The sequence below is a fragment of the Amycolatopsis sp. NPDC043887 genome (assembly GCF_056435665.1).
The window spans coordinates 1-21,742 of the sequence record NZ_JBWKEB010000035.1 but is presented as its reverse complement, the minus strand read 5'-3'; the positions used below and the strand labels follow the sequence as shown (position 1 = coordinate 21,742).

At 64.3% G+C, this 21,742-nt stretch carries 21 protein-coding genes and 1 pseudogene; 6 read left to right on the top strand and 16 right to left on the bottom strand.

The window, feature by feature from the left end:
* The 14 genes and pseudogenes from AC069H_RS42455 to AC069H_RS42390 all read right to left on the bottom strand — a co-directional run.
* Window positions 1–287 (bottom strand): annotated as a pseudogene (locus tag AC069H_RS42455) (hypothetical protein); the annotation flags it as partial.
* Window positions 288–370: 83 nt separating this feature from the next.
* Window positions 371–2,209, bottom strand: coding sequence for an ABC transporter ATP-binding protein (locus AC069H_RS42450; protein WP_478230750.1), 1,839 nt, complete (start codon window positions 2,207–2,209; stop codon window positions 371–373).
* A complete protein-coding gene (locus AC069H_RS42445) occupies window positions 2,206–2,634 on the bottom strand; it encodes a lasso peptide biosynthesis B2 protein (RefSeq protein WP_478236132.1) in 429 nt (142 codons plus the stop codon). The genes AC069H_RS42450 and AC069H_RS42445 overlap by 4 nt, the downstream gene beginning before the upstream one ends.
* Window positions 2,631–2,885 (bottom strand): lasso peptide biosynthesis PqqD family chaperone, encoded by a 255-nt coding sequence (locus AC069H_RS42440; protein ID WP_478230749.1) that lies wholly within the window; start codon window positions 2,883–2,885, stop codon window positions 2,631–2,633. Before AC069H_RS42440 ends, AC069H_RS42445 begins: the two co-directional genes overlap by 4 nt.
* The gene (locus tag AC069H_RS42435) at window positions 2,882–4,678 is read right to left on the bottom strand and encodes an asparagine synthase-related protein (RefSeq protein ID WP_478236131.1); all 1,797 of its coding nucleotides are present in this window, start codon (window positions 4,676–4,678) and stop codon (window positions 2,882–2,884) included. The genes AC069H_RS42440 and AC069H_RS42435 overlap by 4 nt, the downstream gene beginning before the upstream one ends.
* A 69-nt stretch (window positions 4,679–4,747) precedes the next feature.
* Window positions 4,748–4,876, bottom strand: a complete 129-nt coding sequence (locus tag AC069H_RS42430) for a lasso RiPP family leader peptide-containing protein (RefSeq protein WP_478230747.1) — start codon at window positions 4,874–4,876, stop codon at window positions 4,748–4,750.
* Window positions 4,877–5,112: 236 nt separating this feature from the next.
* A complete protein-coding gene (locus tag AC069H_RS42425; protein WP_478230746.1) occupies window positions 5,113–5,859 on the bottom strand; it encodes an AfsR/SARP family transcriptional regulator in 747 nt (248 codons plus the stop codon).
* Window positions 5,860–5,862: 3 nt separating this feature from the next.
* Window positions 5,863–6,666, bottom strand: a complete 804-nt coding sequence (locus tag AC069H_RS42420; RefSeq protein WP_478236130.1) for a hypothetical protein — start codon at window positions 6,664–6,666, stop codon at window positions 5,863–5,865.
* A 19-nt stretch (window positions 6,667–6,685) separates the two neighbouring features.
* Window positions 6,686–7,162 carry a poly-gamma-glutamate biosynthesis protein PgsC/CapC gene (locus tag AC069H_RS42415; protein ID WP_340684112.1) on the bottom strand — a complete coding sequence of 159 codons (477 nt, stop codon included), beginning with the start codon at window positions 7,160–7,162 and terminating at the stop codon, window positions 6,686–6,688.
* Between the two features lie 3 nt (window positions 7,163–7,165).
* Window positions 7,166–8,389 (bottom strand): poly-gamma-glutamate synthase PgsB, encoded by a 1,224-nt coding sequence (gene pgsB / locus AC069H_RS42410; protein WP_478236129.1) that lies wholly within the window; start codon window positions 8,387–8,389, stop codon window positions 7,166–7,168.
* A 1-nt stretch (window position 8,390) separates the two neighbouring features.
* Window positions 8,391–10,463, bottom strand: a complete 2,073-nt coding sequence (locus tag AC069H_RS42405; RefSeq protein WP_478236128.1) for a hypothetical protein — start codon at window positions 10,461–10,463, stop codon at window positions 8,391–8,393.
* A 213-nt stretch (window positions 10,464–10,676) separates the two neighbouring features.
* Complete coding sequence (locus tag AC069H_RS42400) at window positions 10,677–10,874, bottom strand: DUF397 domain-containing protein (RefSeq protein WP_478230743.1); 198 nt, start codon at window positions 10,872–10,874, stop codon at window positions 10,677–10,679.
* 5 nt (window positions 10,875–10,879) lie between these two features.
* Window positions 10,880–11,734, bottom strand: coding sequence for a helix-turn-helix domain-containing protein (locus tag AC069H_RS42395; protein WP_478230742.1), 855 nt, complete (start codon window positions 11,732–11,734; stop codon window positions 10,880–10,882).
* Window positions 11,735–12,487: 753 nt separating this feature from the next.
* Entirely contained in the window at window positions 12,488–12,610 is a 123-nt protein-coding gene (locus AC069H_RS42390) for a hypothetical protein (protein ID WP_478236127.1), read from the bottom strand.
* 370 nt (window positions 12,611–12,980) lie between these two features.
* On the opposite strand from AC069H_RS42390, the gene AC069H_RS42385 reads away from it, so the two are divergent.
* Entirely contained in the window at window positions 12,981–13,241 is a 261-nt protein-coding gene (locus tag AC069H_RS42385; protein ID WP_478236126.1) for a hypothetical protein, read from the top strand.
* A gap of 119 nt (window positions 13,242–13,360) precedes the next feature.
* Here the strand turns inward: AC069H_RS42385 and AC069H_RS42380 are convergent, their stop codons facing one another.
* Together AC069H_RS42380 and AC069H_RS42375 are read right to left on the bottom strand one after the other, a co-directional pair.
* Window positions 13,361–14,014: an RlpA-like double-psi beta-barrel domain-containing protein gene (locus AC069H_RS42380; protein WP_478236125.1), complete on the bottom strand. Its 654-nt coding sequence runs from the start codon at window positions 14,012–14,014 to the stop codon at window positions 13,361–13,363.
* A 36-nt stretch (window positions 14,015–14,050) separates the two neighbouring features.
* Window positions 14,051–15,340 carry a glycosyltransferase family 2 protein gene (locus AC069H_RS42375; RefSeq protein ID WP_478236124.1) on the bottom strand — a complete coding sequence of 430 codons (1,290 nt, stop codon included), beginning with the start codon at window positions 15,338–15,340 and terminating at the stop codon, window positions 14,051–14,053.
* A 319-nt stretch (window positions 15,341–15,659) separates the two neighbouring features.
* Here AC069H_RS42375 and wecB point away from each other — a divergent pair, with 319 nt between their 5' ends.
* From wecB to AC069H_RS42350, 5 genes are all read left to right on the top strand, one after another.
* Window positions 15,660–16,913, top strand: a complete 1,254-nt coding sequence (gene wecB, locus AC069H_RS42370; RefSeq protein ID WP_478236123.1) for a non-hydrolyzing UDP-N-acetylglucosamine 2-epimerase — start codon at window positions 15,660–15,662, stop codon at window positions 16,911–16,913.
* 110 nt (window positions 16,914–17,023) lie between these two features.
* On the top strand, window positions 17,024–18,577 hold the full coding sequence (locus tag AC069H_RS42365) for a DUF2334 domain-containing protein (RefSeq protein WP_478236122.1): 1,554 nt from the start codon (window positions 17,024–17,026) through the stop codon (window positions 18,575–18,577).
* A 38-nt stretch (window positions 18,578–18,615) separates the two neighbouring features.
* Window positions 18,616–20,220, top strand: coding sequence for a DUF2334 domain-containing protein (locus AC069H_RS42360; RefSeq protein WP_478236121.1), 1,605 nt, complete (start codon window positions 18,616–18,618; stop codon window positions 20,218–20,220).
* A 61-nt stretch (window positions 20,221–20,281) separates the two neighbouring features.
* Entirely contained in the window at window positions 20,282–20,647 is a 366-nt protein-coding gene (locus tag AC069H_RS42355) for a helix-turn-helix domain-containing protein (RefSeq protein ID WP_340684123.1), read from the top strand.
* 97 nt (window positions 20,648–20,744) lie between these two features.
* Window positions 20,745–21,329, top strand: coding sequence for a lamin tail domain-containing protein (locus tag AC069H_RS42350; RefSeq protein WP_478236120.1), 585 nt, complete (start codon window positions 20,745–20,747; stop codon window positions 21,327–21,329).
* The last annotated feature ends 413 nt before the right edge of the window (window positions 21,330–21,742 follow it).

Sequence of the window (21,742 nt, the reverse complement as noted above, 5' to 3'; positions counted from 1 at the left end):
ACCAAATCATAATCCTGAAGATGCCGATAAATATACTCAGTCGCCATCTGAGTCTTACCGATACCACCAAGACCATGCAACGCCGAAGGAAGCACCGCCGCGGTACCCCTGTTCCGCCGTTTGGCCAGTTGCTTCAAAAGTTCGCCGCGCCCGGTGAAAAGGGGATTGCGGGGCGGAACATTACCGAACAACCATGGCGGATCGTCCGCCTCACGGGCCGGAAAACGGCCGGTGGCACTCAGTGCTGCGCACGCTGAGGCAAGGGGACGTTCGGCTGTCTCAGGCATCTTGGACTCACAGTCTTGCTGGACTCATATTCGGGCACGACACTCGCCAGGGTCGCTGTCGAGTCGACAGGGTTCTGGAACGATCACCCAACTCCTTCTTCGCTTTCCACCACAAGCGCGTCCTGCCCCGGCTTCTCCGCCAAAGTGCCAGGCTCAGGATCCGGGCCGGCGGAGAGGAGCCGCCGGTAAAGCGCGCTCGTCCGGAGAAGCTCCTCATGGGAACCCACCGCCTCCACCCGGCCCTCATCGAGCACGATGATCTGATCCGCCGCGCGTACGGTGGACAACCGATGCGCGATCACCAGAAGCGCACGGTGTGTGGAAACCTCTCGCATCGCCGCGGTGAGGGCCCGCTCGTTGAGCATGTCCAGCTGCGAGGTCGGCTCATCCAGCAACAGCAACGCCGGCCGGGCGAGTAAGGCCCTGGCAATGGCGATACGCTGCCGTTCGCCGCCGGACAGGAGCGTGCCGTGGTCACCGACCTCGGTATCGAGACCGGCCGGCAGTCGTGCCACCAGTTCTCCGAGGCATGCCTCGTTGACGACCCACCGAACCTCGTCCTCTGTCGCTTCGGGTACGGCGTAAGTGATGTTGTCGCGAAGCGTCCCATGCAGCACAGGTGCCTGCTGCTCCACAAGATTCACCAGAGTACGGGCATCCGCTCGGGTCATGGAACTCGCCGGACGCCCATCGATCTTGATCTCCCCACGGTCTGGATCGTAAAAGCGCTCGATGAGCTCCAGCACCGTCGACTTGCCCGCTCCCGACCTGCCGACCAGCGCGATGTGACCACGACTGGGCAAGACGAAGGAAAGTCCTTTCAGGACAGGACGGTCGTCGTAGCCGAACCAGACGTCGCGAAACTCCACTACCGGGGTCTCACGCACTCGTCGGAGTGCCATCACCTGACCACTCCCCAGCGCTCGGTCCTTCTCGCGCGGCATCGCGAAAACCTCATTCACGCGATCCAGCGCGCCCAGCCCTCGCTGTGCCGTGGAAAAGGCGTTGAACAAGGATGACAACGGCATCACCAGATAGGTGACATAGAGCAGGAACGCGACGAGATCTCCCAGTGACGTCGTACCATTCGTGACCCGGAGACCGCCGATCAGCAGAACGACCAGTACCGAACCGTTGACCGCCAGCTCGATCGCCGGCGCCACCGTCGAGTCCAGCCTGGCCAGCCGCACTCCGGCCCGATAGGCGTCGCGGGCATGAGAACCGACACGTTCGATCTCCCGCCGCTCGGCCTGACAGGCACGGACCGTCCGAGTGGCGCTGAGCGCACGTTCGAGTGCCGCGGTCATGCTACCCACGCTGGTCTGTGCCTCGTTGGAGGCACGTCGGATGCGCGTCAAGACCGCCAACACCGTGGCACCTGCGACAGCGACGGCCGCCAGTACAAGCAGGAACAGCTGCGCGTCGAGCCACACCATCAGGACAACCGCGCCGGCAACCCCGAGGGAATTCGTGACGATATCGGAAAAGCTTTGTGTCGCCGCCTCGCGCACCATCGACGTATCGGTGTTCGCCCGGGAGATCAGGTCACCGATACGCTGACGGTCGCAGACCCGCATATGCAAACGCATCAAATGGGCCGTCAGGCGTAACCGGAGACCGAGAAGGATGCTCTCGCTGGTGCGGTCCAGCAGAAAGCGGCCGACAGCGTCCACGACGGCTTGGATGACGAACACCGCGAGAAGCGCGACCACCAGCCAGCTCGCGACGGTGCCGGCCTGCGCGGCGTCGATCACCTGTTTCACCAGCATCGGCTGGACCAGCCCGACAAGCGTACCCAGCAGGGTCAGCAGGGTGGCGATGACGACCTGCCGCCCATGACCGCGGAGCAGTCGCCACAAATGAGGCAAACGAGTCAGCGATTCACCGCCTGCCGCCTCGGCATTTTGGCTCTCCTCGTTCACGAGTCCACCGGGGGAACGATCATCAGACGCTGGAAATAGTCGTCGGAGAACTCTTCTCCCACGAGGACGCCCTCCACCTCGACCCACGCATGGGCGGCGAACGGACCGACCTTTCTCGCGCCCACGCACCAGGTCGGCCATACACCCCAGGCGCGGCAGAGCAACGCGGTGGAAATGGACCGGGGAACACACCCCTGCGCGCCCCGGCACACCAGGCTCACCGTCGTGACCGCGTCACGTGCGGCCGATGCTTGGCCGAGGCCCGCCGGACGAGCTCCCCTGCGGATGTAGCCGAGTACCATACGGATCCGCGCGGGCGGCAGCAAGGCGAGCAGCCGGGCAAGAGCGACGGCTGCCCGCGCCAGCAGCCGCCGCGGCAACGGGATTCCCTCGCCACGCCGGGGCAAGGTCATCGGGGTGGTCATTTCTCCTCCACAAGGCCGGCTTCACGGAGCTGATCCAGAAGGTTGCCGACGTCGGTCGAAACGGCGTCGCGGCGCGCCGGATAGAGTTCGACCACCGCATCGACGGCATCGTCCTCGTTCTTGCCATCGAGCAGCACACCTATGGCCAGGGCGCCGGTCGGATTGAGCGTCCAATACCGACCGCTCGCCTCGTTCAGCACCACGGCGCCGTAGTCGGTTTCGCAGAAGACGACGTTCTTGGCCAGCTTCACGATCGCGGTCCCGCCTGCGCTGACTGGATTCCGAGCCGTCGAAGCCAAGCCTCGGAAGTGAAAGTCTGCTGAAGCGACTCGTGCGGACGGGTCAGCGAAGGCGAGTAATGACTGGCTGCCCGCAACTGATCGGCATCGACAAGTCCCAGTTCCGCGAGCCGGGAGTCCTCACACAGCGCCATCAGGTCAAGATGGTTGGCGCGCAACCCTGCCTCCTCCTCGGCCGAACTTTCGGCCTTGGTCGTGCGTTCGAGCGAAGCCTCGGGGACGATCCCCCTCATGGCCTCCTTGATCAACGGTTTGTATTCCCAGGGCGTGGACCGCTCATACGCGCGAACGGCCAAGCACGCCTCAACGACCTGATCGTCGAGAAAAGGCACAGCGAACGGCACGCCGGTCGGTCCCACCAGCTGCCCGAACGATCGGGCGATCCGCGCACTCGACCGGATGGCGAGGAGATCGGCATGCTTGCTGGGGTCACCTGCCAGCGGGCGTACGGCTTCTTGCCTCACTCGAAGCATCTGGCGGACAAGATCGACGCAGTCGCGACTGACCCACGGCGGCAACCGCGGTGGCTCGTCCCAGTCGAACTTCGGAGACCTCAGCGCCTGGCGCGGATCGGTGATCCGCTCAGCGGTGCCTGCCCACCAAGAACCGTACGAACGTGGTCGAAGCAGCTGCCACACGACGTTCATGAGCGGCCAACGCCCCTGAGCGTGGTACGCCCGAAGCCGGGGCAACGCGATCCATGGCGCCATACGAGTCAACGAACGCAGATAGTTCAGATCGCCTTCCAGGACCTCGTCGCCCCCGAACCCGGTGAGGTGGACCCGTGACCCCAGCGCGGCCATCCGTTCGAAGCCCGTCAGTATCTGAGCCCGGTCGATCTGCCCGATGAAGGGCCGGTCCAGGCAGTCGGCGGCGGTGGCTATGCCCTGATAAACCAAGGGAAGTTCGTTTCGGGGCAGGATCTCGTGTCCCACCCCGGGCAAGGCGAAGATCGCCCTCATGGCCCAAGGGACGTCGTCATCAGCCGGATCCAGACCGACCGTGGTGTAGGCGATCAGTTCGGCAGGACTGTCTGCCGCGAGAAAGCATACCGAGGTCGAGTCGAGGCCGCCGGAAAGGTCGCAGCTCACTCTGCCGCCGGCGGAAGTCCTGACCGCGACCGCATTGGTGAGCGCGAGTCGAAGCGCGCGTGCGCCGTCCTCGAGCGGCACCACCGGTTCGGGCGGCGACCACCAACGGAAGGTCGCCGGTCGCCCGGCCTCGTCGGTCAACAGAAAATGATCCGGTGGAACAGCGTCGACGCCCTTCCACATGGGGAGATCGTCCAGTGGGTACGGTGGCATCGGGTCCAAAAGTGACAGTGCCACCGCGTCGAGGTCCAGTTCGGCACCGAGCACCCCGGCGAGCACGTCGGCCCGGTCGGCGGCGAGCACTTGTCCATCCACGTCGGCATAGAGGACCTGGCGGACACCGGCCGCCGTTCCCCGCACCAGTGAACGGCCTTTGACGTACGCGATCACGTGATAACTGCCGGGTAGCGAAGACAGCACCGTGCTGACAGCAGTGACGTCGCCGGTCCTCTCGAGGATGCCGGCGAGACGGGCGGCGGTGACGGACACGTGCCCGATCACCGCCACCCGCGAATTCCCCGCCTCGGCTACCACGATCTCGTCGTCACCCCAGTTGCCCACCAGCCAGGGGCGGCCAGAATTGTGAGACACGGACACCCGCCCCTGGGCGAGTAGCAGCCTCGTGACCGTGCTTGTCACGTCGGCGTCTGGCATGACGACGAACCATGAAGTGTCGGGCGCCAACGCAGGGAAATCCATCATCTGGCTAGATACCTATGCCTCTCACCAGTGCCAGTGGCGGTGGCCGCGACGGCAGTAACGGTCACGGCCCCAGCCGCACTTGCCACATCCGGTCACCTTCGAGAAGGCCCCGGCGGCCTGCAGCGCCGGGGACTCGTAAACACCCTTCACAACTACTCCTTACATTTCGGTTAATTGCAACAGCCTGACCGGACGCATCCGGTCCGACTAATGTAATTCTGCCCCAAGCAGAGCCATTTCCGGTACATTCTCGGCACAGCGCGGACGGGGCCGATTTCGACTTCGCTGCCGTGCGTGGCAATGAGGGTCAGAACACGAATAGCCATTCACGATCGCCCGGCTCACGCCTCACCGGCCACCGGCCAGGGATGAAGAGTCGTCCGTGTTCACAACGTGTCCGCGAGCATTCGCTCATGCAGCCGGCGCAGCTCGGCACCGGGCTCGATGCCGAGCTCGTCCGTCAGTGATCGGTAGGCCGATTGGTACGCGTCCAACGCGTCGGCTCGCCGGCCAGAACGGTGCAATGCGACAAGTAGCAGGCACCACAGCCGCTCGCGTGTCGGATGTTCGATCGTCAGCGCACGGAGGTCTGGGACCACCGTATGGTGCTGCCCCAGCATCAGCCGTACGTCGATCAGTTCCTCGCGGGCGGTCCAGCGCAGCTCTTCCAGGCGAGCCGCTACGGGACGCCTGATGGACAGCGGAAGATCTTCATACGGCTCGCCGCGCCAGAGCCCGAGCGCTTCGCGGAAATGCTCGACAGCCTCGCCGTCGGCAGACCGGTTTCGCGCTTCGCGCCCCAGCCGTACCGACTCCTCGAATCGGAAGACGTCGAGTTCACCCGGCTCCACGCTTATCCGGTATGCACCGACCCGATTGGCGATCCTGCCGGGATCGCCCCCGAGTGCCGCCAGCGTCCGACGCAACTGCGAGACATAGGTTTTGACATTCCCTGACGCAGACCTCGGCGGTGGCCCCTCCCAGAGCGCATTCTCTATCAGCGGAGTGGACACCCAGCGTTCCGCATGGAGAAGCAACAGAGCCAGGAGCGTTCGCGGCTTGCGCGGCCGCACACAGACCGGTCCTTCGACCTGGCCGCTCAGCTCCAAACTCCCTAGTACCCGGAACAGCATTCGTCAGATCCGTTTGGCAACGCGAAACCCCTGAAACAGCCGGCCGCCGTGCGCCACGGCAGGAGCGGATCCGCGGAGGAGAACACGATGAAGACCACGGTTATCCCTGCCGAGGTACACACCGACGGGGTCGATCGGGCCACCACCGTTCGCATCGAGAGCGAAGAGCAGAAGATCACCAGGCTGAAGCAGGCTCTGTTCACGCGCCTCGGTTGAGATCACCACTCCTCCGGAGTCGGCTTTCACCATGGCGAGCGAGGCTTTCCGCGGCAACCCGTAAACGAGTGTGATCAACCGGGAGCCGCTGATCTTCGAAGCATCCCCCGCCCAATGATGCCGAGCGGTGTCGAGCACGTCGGGACTCCGATCGGCGAGTGCGGCATCAAGCCAGCCGCGGAACCATCCGCCCCCTTCAGCACCCTCCTTCCACGGCTCCGGCAGGAGACGCACCCACGCTTCGCCTTTGACGACAGAAGCGCCGGACCGTGTTACCGGGAACTCCCGAGCGGGGCCGGCCAGGACAACGGTACGGGCGCCGTCGGTGAACGTCGCCACGACCGCACCCGCGTTGTTCCGTACCACGGTCCGCGCCGGACGTGGCAAACGTTCATAGCGATACTCGGCCACCGGGTAGGGACCGGCCATGATCCGAACCGCGAGTGCGTTCACCGGCGGGACCGTGGTCACCGTCCGCACACCCGGCCCGAGGTGAATGGTCACCACGGACAAGACGACGACGGACAACCAGAGCGCGATACGCAGGTTGCGGACCCACTTCTTCCGGGGCGAAATGCGGGATACTCGCATGGGGCAGATCCTCTGCTTGTCAGACTGTGGAGACGAAACCGGCGAGAACGCCGCTTGCCAGGACCGCACCGGTGACCAGGCTGACCGTCGCCGTGGCCAGCATGGTGGCGACGGGTGGCTGGCGGATCAACTGGTAGGCGATCAGTCCCGGCACCACGAAGCCCAGCGTTTGATGGGCGAACAGCAGTGGGTAGTCATGCTGCAGGACCAGGAAGAGCGTGCTCTGCAGCAAGACGGCGAGCAGGACGATGGCCGAGAAGAGGCGCTTTCCGTACAAGATGGTGAGCCGTTGCAGCCCCTTCGACCCCGCATAGGTGAACACGGTCATCGCTACTACGATCGCGGCACGCCGGTAGTCCTCCACAAGCGTCAGCGCGAGCCAGCCCGGACTGATCATTCCACCGGGCGACAGATTGGTGAGCAGTACACAGGCCAGCGCCAGCACGAGGCCGATGGCCAATCCGAGTGTCGCGACGCCTGGCAACAAGGTTCCCATCGGTTACGATCCCTCCCTTCCTCGTTCCGCGGTCCAGACAACGGCGTCGGCCGTTATCCGCTCCAGAGCCTGCAGCTCGCCCAGGAGCCGCTCTCCCTGGCCGTGGATGCTGCCGATCGCGACGACTGACGCCTCACCCTCGATCCCGTCGACGACTCCGTCGAGAAGCTCGGATGAGCTGCGACGACCGCCGAGATCGCATACCCGGTCCTGCCATTGGCCTGGAATGGCACTTCTCGCGCTCCGTGTCGGCTCACCGATCAGGATCACTCGCTCCGGGTCGAGCCGCGGGATCAGTGATCCTATTTGGCGATTACGCTCGATCCGGTCGGGGCGACATCCGATCACCACATGCAGCGGGCGAGTGATGAGCTTCTCGGACATGAGCTCCTCGATGTTCATCAACGTGGATTCCGGATCGTTGACGGCGAGGAGGTTGGCGAATCTCAGCTGCTTCCCGCGTACCCGGAACCGATCGACACTCAGCGCTCCCGGGTCGGGTGGCGCGGACCACATACCGCGCAACGCCGCCCCACGATCGACCCCCAGGAGCGCCGCGACGGCCAAGGCTATGGCGACGTTCTCCTTGAAAGTGATCCAGCCGAAACCCTTCATGTCCTCATCCGTCACGGTCTCCGGATCGATCACGACGAGCTCGCAGTTTCGCCGAGCCGCCTCCTGCTTCAGCACCGAAAGCCGTTCTCGTTCGGCGGTGACGCAAATCCCTCCCTTCGGCATCGACCTGCTGAGCGAGCAGGCGATATCGTCAATCGTTGGGCCCATTTCCTCGACGTGGTCCAGGCGGACATTGGAAATGACGCCGATTGTCGAGGAGATCAGCTTGCTCTGGTTGATCTCCTGCAGCTCTGGCATCACAGCCATGCACTCGACGACCAAGGCATCGGGCGAGTAGGCGACGGCGCGGCGCACCACACCGACCTGCTCGATGACATTGGCGATGCCGAATTTCCGGTAGACCGGGTCTTCATGCGCGTCCGGATGAACGAACCGGGCAGCGGTTCCTGTCGTCTTGGCGACGGTCACCAGATCGCCACCTCGCAGCGCACCTGCGCACAACCGGGTTATCGAGCTCTTCCCGCGAGTACCGTTGACCAGCACTCTCGTCGGAATGGACCGGAGATTGGCGTGGTGACGGCGCTGTTCGAGGATGCCGGCCGTCAGGACAAGGACACAGAGGACTACATATACGACGTAACAGAAAAGCACATCAGCTCTCTCGCCGGGCAAGCTCTTTCCGATACTCGGAATCACTCGCTGTTTTCCTGCAGATCTCGAGGCATAAGGTGATCGTGCCGATCTGGTCTTGCCTCACCGGGTGGATCCCGGATACGTGGTCGCCGGATGCCAACCGCTCCGCGAGCGTCGCCGTCCGCCGCAACTGCCGTACGACAATGAACTCATGCCAACCGAAGTTCAGCAGAGCGATGACGAGACCGATGAGACCGGCCGAGAGAGCGCGCCGGCTCACTTCGTTCTCCGGAAGTCCTAGCGTGGCTGTGTCTTGTTCGGAGATCACACTCCATTGCAGGGTGCCCGCCGGTCCCGGTGCGCCGATCGCGGCGGAGGCGATCACCGACTCACCGCCCCGGGATCGCCCTATCTCCGCGCGAGGCCGCCCCGCGAGTGCCTCACTCGCGCTTCGTCGGAGAGAGTCCTCGGACAGCGTATGGAACGCGAGATACCCCTCGGTGTCGGCGATCGTCCGGAAACCGGGATCGACGACCCGGACTCGACCGGCGCGCCGGTGCAATAGTTCCGAAAGGTGCTCCACATCGAACTCGGCGACGACGCCATGGCGGTCATCCGGCAGTTCCGCGTACGCGAAGATCACGGGGAGGCTTCCGGCGGTGTTGTGCTGACGTACACCTTCGCCGGAAGGCAGCCGGGCTTCGGCCCGCAGTGGCGGCCGCCCGGTCCGGGCGCCGATCCGGCCTGCCGAATCCACTACATAGATACTCCGGTACCTGGCCTCCCTGGCGATCAGGCGCTCCATGAGCGGGAGTACCGAATCAGTGTCCTTGTTCCCTTTGGTCCTCGCCAAGAGTTTCAAGTCCGCGACCGCTCCGTTCAGGCTGCGGCGGACCGTGTCCGCGATACGCGAAACCTCCATTCCCCGTTCACGCACGACGAGTTCCGGCACCCTGGGTGCCGCACCACCGGCGGCCACCAGCACAGCGCACGACCAGGCCAGCATGGTCGCCGCGGCGCCGACGATCGTCAGTCGTGCCGACGGCACCCACCAACGCAGGCGTCGTCCGTGTTCCGCGGCACAACTGAGTTGCCCCAGAACTGCGGCGATCCGGCGCACCTCACGCACTTCCAAGCCACGCGACTTCGGCGCGCCGGCCCCGGAGGCGACCGTCAGCGCGCCGGTTCGCAGCCGGTGAACCGGAACGACAATGGTCCTGCGTACCAGTACGAAACCGAAGACCGCCACGACCACCAGGCTGACAACAGTCACCGGGTGGCGATCTGTCTGCGTGTGCCCTTCCACCGGCACGTGGGCCATCGACACCAGCGAGAGCCTCCACGCCCCGGATAGACCGGCTACCGTCAGCGGCGCATGAGCGACCACCAACGCCTTCTCACGGACACCATCCGGCCCCGTTCCGTTCCCGGCGACAAGGTCGACGGTGCTACCGGTACGTCCCCCCGCCGATTCGGCCGCGGCCTTGTTGATCAACCCCTGGCTGACTCTGGCATCCACGGCAGGAGCGGGTCCTCTCGAATCGAGGACGCGACCTTCGTCCGTGACCACCAGCACGCTCTGTCCGAGTCCCGAGTCCAACGGAACCTCGGAGGTCACCAGGTCGGTGAATGCCACCAGGGTCCGCTGCTCGTTGCCGGCGAGCATCGGGACCGTCGCGACCATGACGACGCCCTTACCCGTCGACGCCACAGGACGAACGCTCGCTTCCTTCGTGACTTCACTGTCGAGAGACGCGAAGGGCAGGGGTTCGCCGCGAGTGGCGAGCAATCGTCCCGTCGAGCTCTGCATGAGTGCCATCCCGCGCCATCGGGGATACACCTCACCCAGAGAACCGAGCAGGGCGTCCGGTTCCCGGCCCTGCTCCCGCTCGGACTGCGTCAGTCCGAACCGGAGTTCCATGACGGATTCCGCCACGGTCTTCGCCAACGCGCCGGCAGTTGCCTCAGCGAAACGTTCTTGCGACTGCACGACGACATCGGGTACCGGTCTCGCCGACGGAGAATCGAGAAGCAGGACGCAGGCGGCGAGCAACAAGGTCAGCACCAGAACTACGGCGGAAGGGGCACCCACGCCTCTGGGAAATCCTGCCTCGGCAAGGTGCTTCTCCAATCGGATTGTGCGCTTCCGCACGAATTGTTTCCTCTCGACCTGAGCGCGGCGGTTTCACCAGCCCTGCGCGATGAGGGCATCATTCCCCTTCACCGCCCGCCGGTGAAGGAGCCATCCAGCTGGCCGCCGGGCGCAGAGTCTCACCCTGCCGAGCACCCGCAGGTCACATCGGGCTCAAGGAACTTTCAGGGTGTCGACCAAGGCCATCCATACCGCATTGGTGACTACCAGCGCCGGACCCGAACGGTCTTTGGAGTCGCGTACCGCTACGTGCTTCTCCAGCTCGGCAACCTCTACACAGGCACCTTCACCGACGCTTCGAAGCGGCTTCCGCCAGACCGCGTCCGGCGAAATGATGTTTCCCTGCTCCACTCGCGCTACAACTCCTTAATGATCTTGCCGACAAAACTGGTGGTTTGCTCCGGAGACAGTGCCATCTCCCTCAGCCGCCCGAAAACACAGGTGTATCCCGCGATCTCACTCTCGCGCTCCAGGTACAGACCCCCCACAGGAGTCTCGACATAGACGACGTCCGGATCGGACTCCTCGTGGAACTCCAAGACCGTGAACGGTCCTACCATCGCCGGGTGTTCACCGGCCGCGATGGGCAGAACCTGCACGTTGACGTGCGGCAGTTCCGAAATCTCCAGAAGGTGCGTGAGCTGGTCACGCATGACAGGCCTGCCGCCGACCGGCCGTCGCAAAGCCGCCTCGCTATGCACCGCCCACAAGCTGATCGGGCGGCTGGAGTGCAGGCGTTCCTGGCGTTTCATGCGCAGCATCACCTGTCGGTCGACCTGGTCCTCCGTCCGGGGAACCACGGTCGCCGCCGTGACCGCACGGGCATACTCCTTGGTCTGCAAAAGCCCGGTGATCACTTCGCCTTCATATGTTCGACTCGTGGCGGCTTCAGCCTCCAACCCCACATAGGTCGCGAGCCACCCGGGTAACACATCACCATAGCTGTGCCACCATCCCCGAACACGGGATTCTCTCGCGGCCTGGACAAGACGATCCGCTTCAACGCCTTGTACGCCGTACAAGTCCAGCATCAAGCGGACGTCACCTGGACTGATACTGCCATGACCGTTCTCGATGCGCGAAATCTTCGAGTGCCGACATCCGAGATATTCGGCGACTTCGCCGATCTTCTTGCCTGCCTTCTCCCGATGGCGACGCAGTTCGCTGTCCAAACGCCTACGACGGACAGTGGGGCTGTAATCAGCGGCCAATTCTTACTCCTTTCATTGCGGGGTAGCTTCCACCACTTGTGCTGATTTGCGGTAGACCCAGACAGAGTAACGCCCCGACAACCCTGTCGGCGGATGTACAGCTGTGTACGTACAGGCCAAGCTGTTCGCATGACCAATCCGGCAAAACCGCACGTGAAGGCCATGATACGGCCACACTCGCCACGATACATGAATGAGATTCACGACGCGGCATCGTCCATCTGGGGGTAACCGGAATGGCGTACATTTCCAGAACATGAAAGATCGTCGCCAATCTTGCGGACCGCCTGGAAATGACCCGGCGCGACTCATGGCGCGGTAAAGGATCGATTTTTCTGGTGTCGGAATCTTTTGTCCGCTAGACCGATACCAGTGCCGCCGGACGGCGTGCGCGTCGCCTCCTCGAGCGCGCGCCGCCGTCCGGCATCCAGAGCGGCGGTGAGGCTGGGAACCCTCCCCGACATACCAGCCTCACCGCCCCCTCAACTGCGCGGAAACCACGCCCCGCCGCGAAACGCACGCGCCGAATGCGCATTACCGCCCTCCCGTCATCCGCATGAGGAGGGCAGATCACCCCTGCCCGGTTTCCCGCCGCGCGCCATCGAGCACCGGCCTCGGAGACCGCGGTCGCCGGCTCTGCCAGTAGACAAGAAAGCGGGTTCCAGAAATGCCCTCTCAAGGTGTTGCGGAAGCGGTCGTGCCCAGTTCACAGCTGGAACACATGTTGGTGACGGCCGACGCCTATCGGCGGTTCTACGGCTGGCCGACGAGTGTGGACCACACGACCGGACAGGTCGTGCTCACCGTGTCCGGCGAGGTGAGCGCGATCGTGGCGAGGAGGGCACTCTGCGAGGACGCCCAAACGTTGCTCGCCATCCGGATGCTCGCCGGCCCCGTCGTCACCTTGCCTGGCGCGGATTGTGCCTTCCTTACTGGTCCTGCGTGCCATTTGAGCCAGGCAACGGTGACCGACCTCCAACGGCTCGGCGTTCGCCTGCAGTGCGGGGGGTCACTGATCCCCTTGCCCCCGTCGAGAGCCGGCGACGACGCGGTGCGATGGCTGTGCGGGCCGAAGCCGACCCGGCCGCTTCCCCCGTGGACCGCGGTCATCGGAGCTCTCCGCGCCTCGTCGGCGATATGCCCCCTCTAGTGCCACCCGAAGACGAGGTTCGATCCTTGTCCCAAGAAAGGAAGGGCTCCTGCTGTGTTCAACTACACCGCGACACTGTCAGCTGCGGAAAACTGGGTGAACCTGATCCCACGGCGGCCGCTCTGGCACCATGCGGATGTCGAATGGGAGTTCGAACCGGTCATCCAGAGAGCCGCCGGAGTCCTGAAGCTCACGCTGCGCGCGCCGGACAGAGCGGCCAAGGTCCGGGCCGTTCAGATCGCCGATGTCCGCGACACGGCCAACGCCGCGGGCTCGGTCATGGCAGTGCTGGACGACATCTACATGAAGATGTTCGAGATCTCCGGAATCCCGGCTCCTCCGATACCGGTCCGGTAGGCCGGCCTCGCTAGCGCGCAAAGGGTCACCTTCAGGGAACCTGCGTCCCTGAGGTGACCCTCACTGCACCCCGCGGCACACCTGACGCGAGAGAACGCCGAAACAGGCACACCTCCGGGTCAGTGGACCACGATGCTCGCGCCCCGCAGCGAGATGTACCACGCATCGGACCTGAACTCCGGCCCGCGCTCCTCGCCGATGTAGAGATCGAGGTGCCGAGGGCCGCCCAGACCAGGGGTGAACTCATCGCGAATCTGCCACTTCGCCGCGGTGATCCCGGCACAAACCCCACTCGGAGGGGTTTCACCCGACTCGGTGGTGCCGCACCCGACAACGGAGAATCGCGAGCCCATGGCCAGCACATCACGGTCGGCCGCGGCACTGACGAACGGCTCAAGCGGTTCGCCCCGACTGTCCAGTGGAGCATTCTCGAGCCAGTATCCGATGTTGTACGACCAATTCAGGTAGCGGCCCGTATGCGGCCCACTGGTGATTCGCCCGGTCCCCTCGTCACGTACCGCATCGGCGAATCCGACTGGATAGCGGCCCAACGATTGTTTTCCAGCGGCGCACTCACTGTCCGGACAGCCGAACACCTCCGCGGAAGGACCCGCATGATAAGTCTCGACAGCCGTGTAGTAGACCGTGATCAACCATCCGCTGGACGGCTCGTGGCGAGCCTGCTTGCAGCCGATCACGCCGAAGACGATCGAGGCGACAATCGAAACAGTCTTGATTCGGTAATGGTCACCCTTGCCACCGGGTCTTCGCATACCGTTCACCACTCTTCGGCCCATACGCTTCGTATCTCATCTCGTGTGCCGCCCCCTGGCCACGGTACGCTCGACCAGACGTTCTGTCTTCACCCAGTCGACACGGCCGCCGACGTGCCGGGCGACTCCACGGCAGCCCGCGACCGAACCGAGCACCAGGAAGACCGGATAGGTCATCGAGGTGACCACACATCGCCACAGGGGCTCGTCACGCAGTCTAAGCCGATGGATGATTCCCCAGACCGCACCGGGCAACAGCAGCGCACCCAGCCACGTCACCCATGCCGACACCGCATCGGTCGTATCGCTCGCGAGCGGGAACAGAGCCGTCCCGCCGAGCCCGACGTGGATGGCAATGCCGAGAAACAGGAACGCCAGCAGGGCGACGAGCGGTACGCACCAAGGAATGATCAAGTAGTGCAGCAGGTCGACCAGCCCCAGCGCGGAGACGTGACGAGAGGTGAGCAACCCGGGCAGATGGCGAGCGCACTGGAGGTTCCCCTGCGCCCACCGGGTACGTTGCCGAACCAGCCGGCGAATGTCGACGACGGCCTGCTGGGTCACGACGGCGCGTCTCACGTAGCGGACTCTGACCCCTGCCCGATGCAGACGTAGTCCCAGTTCGGTGTCCTCCACCAGACAGGACGACCACGGGTCGTTCCCGAAAGCCATGAGTACCGAGAGCTTGACGAACTGGCCGTTGCCGCCCAGTGCGACCGTACCGACGGTGTCACGCACCGTCTGAGCCGCGTCGGCGACGCAGCCGAACTCGATGTCCTGCAGTAACCCCAGCAAGCTGTGCCGATTACGAATACGGACCCTGCATTGGACCGCACCGCTCGTCCCGTCGGCGAGGTATCGATCGACTTCGGTAAGCAGGTTTCGGCTGACCCGGCCGTCGGCGTCGACCACGCCGACCACGGTCTCATCTGCCGTGCCCTCTTCCCGCGCGAGTTCGCGGATCAGCCGGTACGCGGCGTTGAGAGCGGCACCTTTGCCTTGTCGTGCCTCCGGCAGATTACGCCGAAGGACCAGCAATCGATCGTCATAGAGGGACTCGAGCACCGTCGAGGTCCGGTCGGTACTCCCATCGTCCACCACCAGCACGCGCAGCCGATTCTTGTCGTCGGCCAAGGCAAGGAGAGACCTTACGGTGTCAGCGATCACCAGTTCCTCGTCAAGCGCCGGGACCACAAGCCAGAAACACGACGGTCTGCCGGGGCCTGCCGCGCCTGGCATGGGAGTTCTCAGGCTCAGCAAAGACAGAATAATATTGTAGATCGGCCATCCGAGCATGAGCGCCAGCATCAGCGAATAGATCTGCATGGTTTCTACTTGACCGCCCGTCGTAAACGCAGGCCAAGGGATCGCAGCGCGAGCAAAGAACAGGCGACCACCAGTACGTGCACGGCCACTTGCACCACCCCGGACGATCCGAAGAGGGCAAATCCCATGAATAAAGGGACCCCGGTCGCCGGAATCGATGTAACAGACATCTTGACAATCCTTTTGACGGCGTGCGATACATTAAGAACCAGCTGCAGAGCGCGGAAGCGGCCACTCCCATTAACACTGAACCCACCCTGCACAGCCTGGGCAACAGTCCCATGAAAATTCGCGCGGGGTTCACCGAGTGGGAGTATTAATGGATTGCACTGTTCGGAGCAGCTCAGGGGCCATTCACCGGGACGACCCCGGAATAGCGGCCGATACGTCCCGAACGGCACCCGAAGTGGTATTACTGGGCGGCACCCGACCAGAGGCGGTGAAGCTCGCACCGATCGTTCGAGCGATGCGAGACCAAGGCCGGATCCGACCGGTGCTGGTCGCGAGCGGACAGCACGAAACGATGTTCGGTCAAGCCTTGTCGTCCTTCGGACTGAGCCCTGATGTCCGGCTGGACATCGAGCGCCCGACAGGAAGTCTGTCCGAACTACTGGGTGAACTGGTGAGGACCCTCGACGTTCACCTCGAACGGCTCCGGCCCGCCGCTGTCGTCGTTCAAGGTGACACGACGACGGCGCTCGCCGGCGCCCTGGCGGCCTTCTGGCGTCAGATTCCCGTAGTTCACGTCGAGGCCGGACTGCGGTCCCATGATCCGCGGGCACCCTTTCCCGAGGAGGCCAACCGTAAACTGGTAGCCCAGCTCAGTACGTTGCATCTCGCGCCAACCGCTCGTGCGGTGAACAACCTCCTGGAAGAAGGTATCGCCGGCCCAGAGGTACTGCTGATCGGCAACACCGTGGTCGACGCGGTGCTTTCGATAGCGCGTACACCGACCGCGTACCACGATCACCGGCTTCCCTCCGTCGAGAACCGGGCGCGTACCGGCAAGTCTCGCCTGCTTCTCGCCACGATGCACCGCAGGGAATCCTTGGGCGCTCCCCTGGACGGAATCCTCGCCGGCCTGCGCGCGATAGTGGAGGAGCACGCGGACGTCGAAGTGGTCTTGCCGGTCCATCCGAACCCTCAAGTCCGTAATCAGGTGGTCACCGGCCTCCTCGGTGTGGATCGTGTCCATATCACCGGCCCCTTGCATTACGCGGAATTCTGCCGACTGCTCTCCTGCGCGCGCCTGGTGCTCACGGATTCCGGAGGCGTGCAGGAGGAAGCGCCCAGCTTCGGAGTTCCGTGCGTCGTGCTGCGCGAAGTCACCGAGCGCATGGAGGCCGTCGAAGCGGGCGTCTCGGTGCTGGCGGGACCAGATCCCGTCCTGATCGCGCGGCATGCCGCTCAGCTGTTGGCCGAGAACCGGGACGAGGGCTCGAATAATCGCGCCAATCCGTTCGGTGACGGTCTGGCCGCTGTCAGGGCTGAGCAGGCCATCGCACACCTGCTCGGGCTCGACTCCTGCGCGCCCGCAGCTGCGCAGCAAGCCATACTGGCAAAGGGGAAGTGATGAGCACTCTCACCCCATCCCTGCGTCGGCGATCCCGTTCATGGCCCGCGTGGCTCCGGCTGGCATGCGCCTTTGTGCTTGCCGGTTCTGTCCCCGTCGCCGTATCCGTCGTGGACTCCGGGTCGCGGATCACGCCGGCGGAAACATCCTCCGTTCCCGGCAAACCGGGGGATCCGGCCCCGGGCGCCCTGCCGGGCTGGCGCACGCTGGTGCTCTACGAACCAGGTACGGATGGCTCCAGTGGTGAGGTACACGGAGTGCAAGCGGCGAACCTCGTCTCCCATGGCGGCTCGTTCGAGCTGCGTCAGGCCGACAGGTACCGGCCGGGCGATGCTTCCAAGTTCTCATCGATCGTGTACATCGGTCATCGCGGCACCGCTCCTGTTTCCGATGGCTTGCTCGCCGATCTGGCCACCGCGGGCAAACCCGTCCTGTGGATCGGGCACGGGATCGAGAGCTTGTTCACCCGGGATCCGGCCTACCAGCACAAGACCGGGTGGCGGCCTGCCGGCCGTGACGTGCAGGCCATCGCCGGTATCGACTACAAGGGGATCCGGCTCGGGCGTGACGACCACGCTGATCCGCCGACACGGGTAGAGCTCATGGATACGGTCAAAGCCCAGGTACTCGCCGAGGTCGTTCACGACGACGGCAACCGGACTCCCTGGGCGGTGCGCTCGGGCGATTTGACCTACATCTCGGAAATCCCGTTCACCTATGTCGGGCAAGCCGATCGGTATCTCGCCGCCGCGGACCTCCTGCGCCCTCCAATGTCTCCGGCGCGGGCTCCGCGAGCTCTCGTTCGCTTGGAAGACGTCGGCCCGGCAACCGATCCCGGCGTCCTGAGGACGGTCGCGGATCACCTCGCACAACGCGGGATCCCCTTCACGGTCGCTGTATATCCCCGTCATCGGGACCCGCGAGGGGTAACGAACAATGGCGTTCCACTGGACATCCGGCTGACCGACCGGCCGGATCTGGTCGACGCGTTGCGCTATCTGATCAGCCGTGGCGGCGCGCTCGTGTCGCACGGCTACACGCATCAGTACGGCGACGAACCCAATCCGCACAACGGCGTCAGCGCGGCCGACTACGAGTTCTATCGCGCACGCCTTGGTGCCGGCAACGCGACCGAACTGGTCGGTCCGGTAGCGGGCGACTCTTTGGCGTGGGCACGGGACCGGATCGACCAAGCCCTCTCCGAACTCGCCGGCGCCGGGCTACCCCGGCCGGCGATGTTCGAGTTCCCGCACTACACCGCATCCGCGGTGGACTATCAAGCCGCGACAAAGGCGTTCGGTATGCGGTACGACCGGGGAACCTATTTCCGGGGATGGTGTGAACCTGCCTGTGGCCAGGCCGGCGCGGTCGATCCGGCGGGGAGCTACCTGCAGACTTTCCCCTACGTCGTCCGCGACATCTACGGTGCCGTGGTCGTTCCCGAGAACCTCGGCTATCTCCCGGTATGGCCGGACATTTCAGAACGCGACCGCGCGATAGCCGCGGTGGTCGCCGAGGCTCGGGCCCTCCGCGTCGTCGACGATGGAGTCGCCAGCTTCTTCTACCATCCTTCCCTCGGTGCCGAAGCGCTCATGAAGGTCATCGACGGCATTCAGGCTGCCGGCTACCGGTTTGTGCCTGCCGCGGAGATCGGGCGCGGTTGAGGCTGAATCACAAAGATACGGAGTTCTTCTTGACTAGAATGCTTGGCGTTCGGCGCATCATCATGACCCTTCTGGTGCTGAGCACCACGCTGGTGATCACCTCCCCCGCCGCGAGTTCCGCGACCACTCACTTGTACCCGGCCGCTCCCGGCGCGGAGCCGGGCCGGCGGACGCTCGTGCTCTACGACGCCGACGGTGAATACGGTTGGCTCGGGGAGTCGTACGCGGTCATGGCGGGCAACCTCCTGTCCCATGGCGGCGCCTGGGCCATGCTCCCGGTCCAGCAGCATTTTCGGAACGAGTTGCAGGACTACACCGCCGTGGTCTATATCGGCACCAGTGACCACAGACCACTACCCAGTGCGTTTCTCGACGCCGTGTTGAAGACGCGTACGCCGGTGCTGTGGATCGGCGGCAACATCGGTCAGCTTTACGACAGGGACCGTGACTTCTCGAGAAAATTCGGCTGGCGGCCGGCCGGGGTCGATACGAGCGCGACAGCCCGGGTAATCTACCGCGGCGAATCGTTCGACCGTGATCGTGCGGCGGCTTCGAGCGGCATCATGCGCTCCAAGATCAACGACCCCGGCCACGCGGCCCCCGTGGGCGAGGCGGTTCGCCCGGATGGCAGCCGATTCCCTTGGGGAGTGCGCTCCCGGCATTTGACATACCTGGGTGAAGTGCCGTTCTCGTTCACCGGCCTCAACGATCGTTACCTCGCGGCCGCCGATCTACTGTCCCGCCACGCGGACCCTTCCAAGTCGGAGGGCAAAAAGGCCCTGATACGGATCGAGGATGTCGGCCCGGACGCCGATCCCGCGCAACTGCGGGCGATCGCGGACTACCTCCACGCGCGTCGAGTCCCCTTCTCGGTGGCGGTCTACCCTCGCTACCGAGATCCACGAGGTCGTCACAACAATGGCGAACCGGTGGACAAGACCTTGGCGGACACGCCCGCGGTCGTCGCCGCCCTGCGTTACATGACCGCCCGACGGGGAACGTTGGTGATGCACGGCTACACACATCAGTACGGAGAGGGCTCGAATCCCTACAGCGGGGTGAGTGGCGAGGATTACGAATTCTATCGAGTGCGGCTCGGCGACGACGGCGGCCTGCGCTACCAGGGCCCGGTCGCCGCCGATTCCCGGTCCTGGGCACGGCAACGGCTCGCCAACGCGGCACGAGAATTCCGCCGAGCCGGGCTGGCCGTGCCGACCATCTTCGAGTTCCCTCACTATGTCGGCTCGGCGATCGACTACACCGTGGTGAACGAGCTCTTCCCGACCCGATACGACCAGGGATTCCATGCCGCGGGCTGGTGCCCGAACGGCGCGTGTGGTTCGGGAAAACCGGAGTACTCCCGGGCCACGAGTCAGCGTTTTCCGTTCCTGGTGCGAGACATCTACGGGTCGGTTGTAATACCCGAGTCACTCGACCACGTATCTCCGGCGAGTTCTGGCGAGTCCCGCCGGCTCCCAGAAGACATCCTGGCCACCGCCAAGCGGATCGCGGCGGTCCGTGGCGGTGTGGCGAGCTTCTTCTACCACCCGTATCTGGGAACCAGCTACCTCAAGCAGGTGGTGACCGGAATCCAAGACCTGGGTTTCGCGTTCGCCGACGCGGCGGAAATCCAACGTGGCTGAGCGCGTTCTGCAAGACGCAGCGTCGCGCACGTGCCGCGCACCTTTCGACAGAGGAATCCAAGTGTACGACCGGGAACCACCTGAATCGATTGCGGAGCTGATCAAATGGATCAGGGAAAGGCGTGGTTTCAGCCAGCGTGAACTCGCCGAGTCACTTGCCTCGGCGTCTGGTCGTGACACCGTGACCCGTGCGGACATATCCCGATGGGAGCGAGGGAAACGCATCCCCACCAGCCATTGGCTGCACTGGCTGAGCCGCGTTCTCGAGGTACCGTTGCCCACTCTGCAGTACGCGGCATCTCTCGCCAGGCGCGAACGCCTGCTGGCGCAGATGCTGCAGCCACAGCCGTGGACCCTGCTGCCATTCGAGCTCGATCGGCGGAGCGCGGAATCGAACGACCGACAAGATTATCAGGAGCCATTATGATGGCCTCTTTTCTGTGGTCGCCCACATTGACAAAATCTATCTCAGGGTCTCATCGAGAACCCTGATTGCATCAGAATCCCAACCAGGAGAATACAATATGAAGCGCACGTTTTGCGTGATCGCAGCGACGGTCGCGACGGTGTTCGGCCTCGGCGCCGCCAATGCGGCCGTTGCCGAAGAGCAGGTTCCTGTGGTGCCGCGCAGCGTTCACATCAGCGAGCTTTCCACCCAGGGTGTCGGCCCGGACGCGACGTTCAAGGAATTCATCGAACTGTCCAACCGCGCCAACTACACCGTGACCATCGGTGGTGCCAAGCTGCTGGCCAACTACAGCAACTTCGAGTTCGAGATCGCCCGGATCCCGACCGGTACCCGGCTGGCGCCGGGACAGACCTACCTGCTGGCGAGCCAGCGGCTCGCGGGGTCGGTACAGCCGGACCAGATCTTCACGACCACCAACGACATCCCCAACTCGGTGGGGATCTCCCTGCAGACCGGCATGGGCCGGCAGCTGGACGTCGTGGGCACCACGTACAGGACGGCGTTCTTCGTGGGTGTCCCCGCTTCGCCGCTCACCCCGCAGGACGCGGCACAGAAGAAGTCACTCCACCGAGTGAACTTCGTCGGTAACAACCAGGTCGACTTCCAGAAGCTCCCGGCCAGCCCGGGCCGTCCTGGCTGATTTCACACACGGCACTACTGCTCCGGGGGGCTCGGGCCAGGTTCTGGCCCGAGCCCCCACTATTGGTGGTAAGGCGTGAACAGGTCACCATCACGCCCCGGCAAACACGGCCACAGGCGTCCTCCAAGGCCCGGCACCCCCTTTGCCCTGCCCCTTATATTTGAGGGGAGAGGCAAAGGTGGCGTGATCGAGTCCCCGTCATGAAGGTCGACAGAAGAAGGCTGTGCCTTGACTGTCCACGCGGGACAAGCCCGGACCACAAGATGTCCGGTTGATGTCCACATGTGCAGGTTTGAAGAGGGTCGTGGGGGGGGGTTTTGGGTTGGAACCCAAAAACCCCCCCCCACCCCCCCCCCCCCCCCCCCCCCCCTTTTCCTTCCCCCCTCCCCCCCCCCCCCCCCCCCCCTGACCAA

Coding starts and splice junctions, on each gene's coding strand:
- AC069H_RS42445 (WP_478236132.1), bottom strand. CDS start 2,634: ATGACCACCCCGATGACCTTGCCCCGGCGTGGCGAGGGAATCCCGTTG.
- AC069H_RS42435 (WP_478236131.1), bottom strand. CDS start 4,678: ATGCCAGACGCCGACGTGACAAGCACGGTCACGAGGCTGCTACTCGCC.
- AC069H_RS42425 (WP_478230746.1), bottom strand. CDS start 5,859: ATGCTGTTCCGGGTACTAGGGAGTTTGGAGCTGAGCGGCCAGGTCGAA.
- AC069H_RS42420 (WP_478236130.1), bottom strand. CDS start 6,666: ATGCGAGTATCCCGCATTTCGCCCCGGAAGAAGTGGGTCCGCAACCTG.
- AC069H_RS42415 (WP_340684112.1), bottom strand. CDS start 7,162: ATGGGAACCTTGTTGCCAGGCGTCGCGACACTCGGATTGGCCATCGGC.
- AC069H_RS42390 (WP_478236127.1), bottom strand. CDS start 12,610: ATGGCGAGCAACGTTTGGGCGTCCTCGCAGAGTGCCCTCCTCGCCACG.
- AC069H_RS42380 (WP_478236125.1), bottom strand. CDS start 14,014: ATGCGAAGACCCGGTGGCAAGGGTGACCATTACCGAATCAAGACTGTT.
- AC069H_RS42375 (WP_478236124.1), bottom strand. CDS start 15,340: ATGCAGATCTATTCGCTGATGCTGGCGCTCATGCTCGGATGGCCGATC.
- wecB (WP_478236123.1), top strand. CDS start 15,660: ATGGATTGCACTGTTCGGAGCAGCTCAGGGGCCATTCACCGGGACGAC.
- AC069H_RS42360 (WP_478236121.1), top strand. CDS start 18,616: ATGCTTGGCGTTCGGCGCATCATCATGACCCTTCTGGTGCTGAGCACC.
- AC069H_RS42350 (WP_478236120.1), top strand. CDS start 20,745: ATGAAGCGCACGTTTTGCGTGATCGCAGCGACGGTCGCGACGGTGTTC.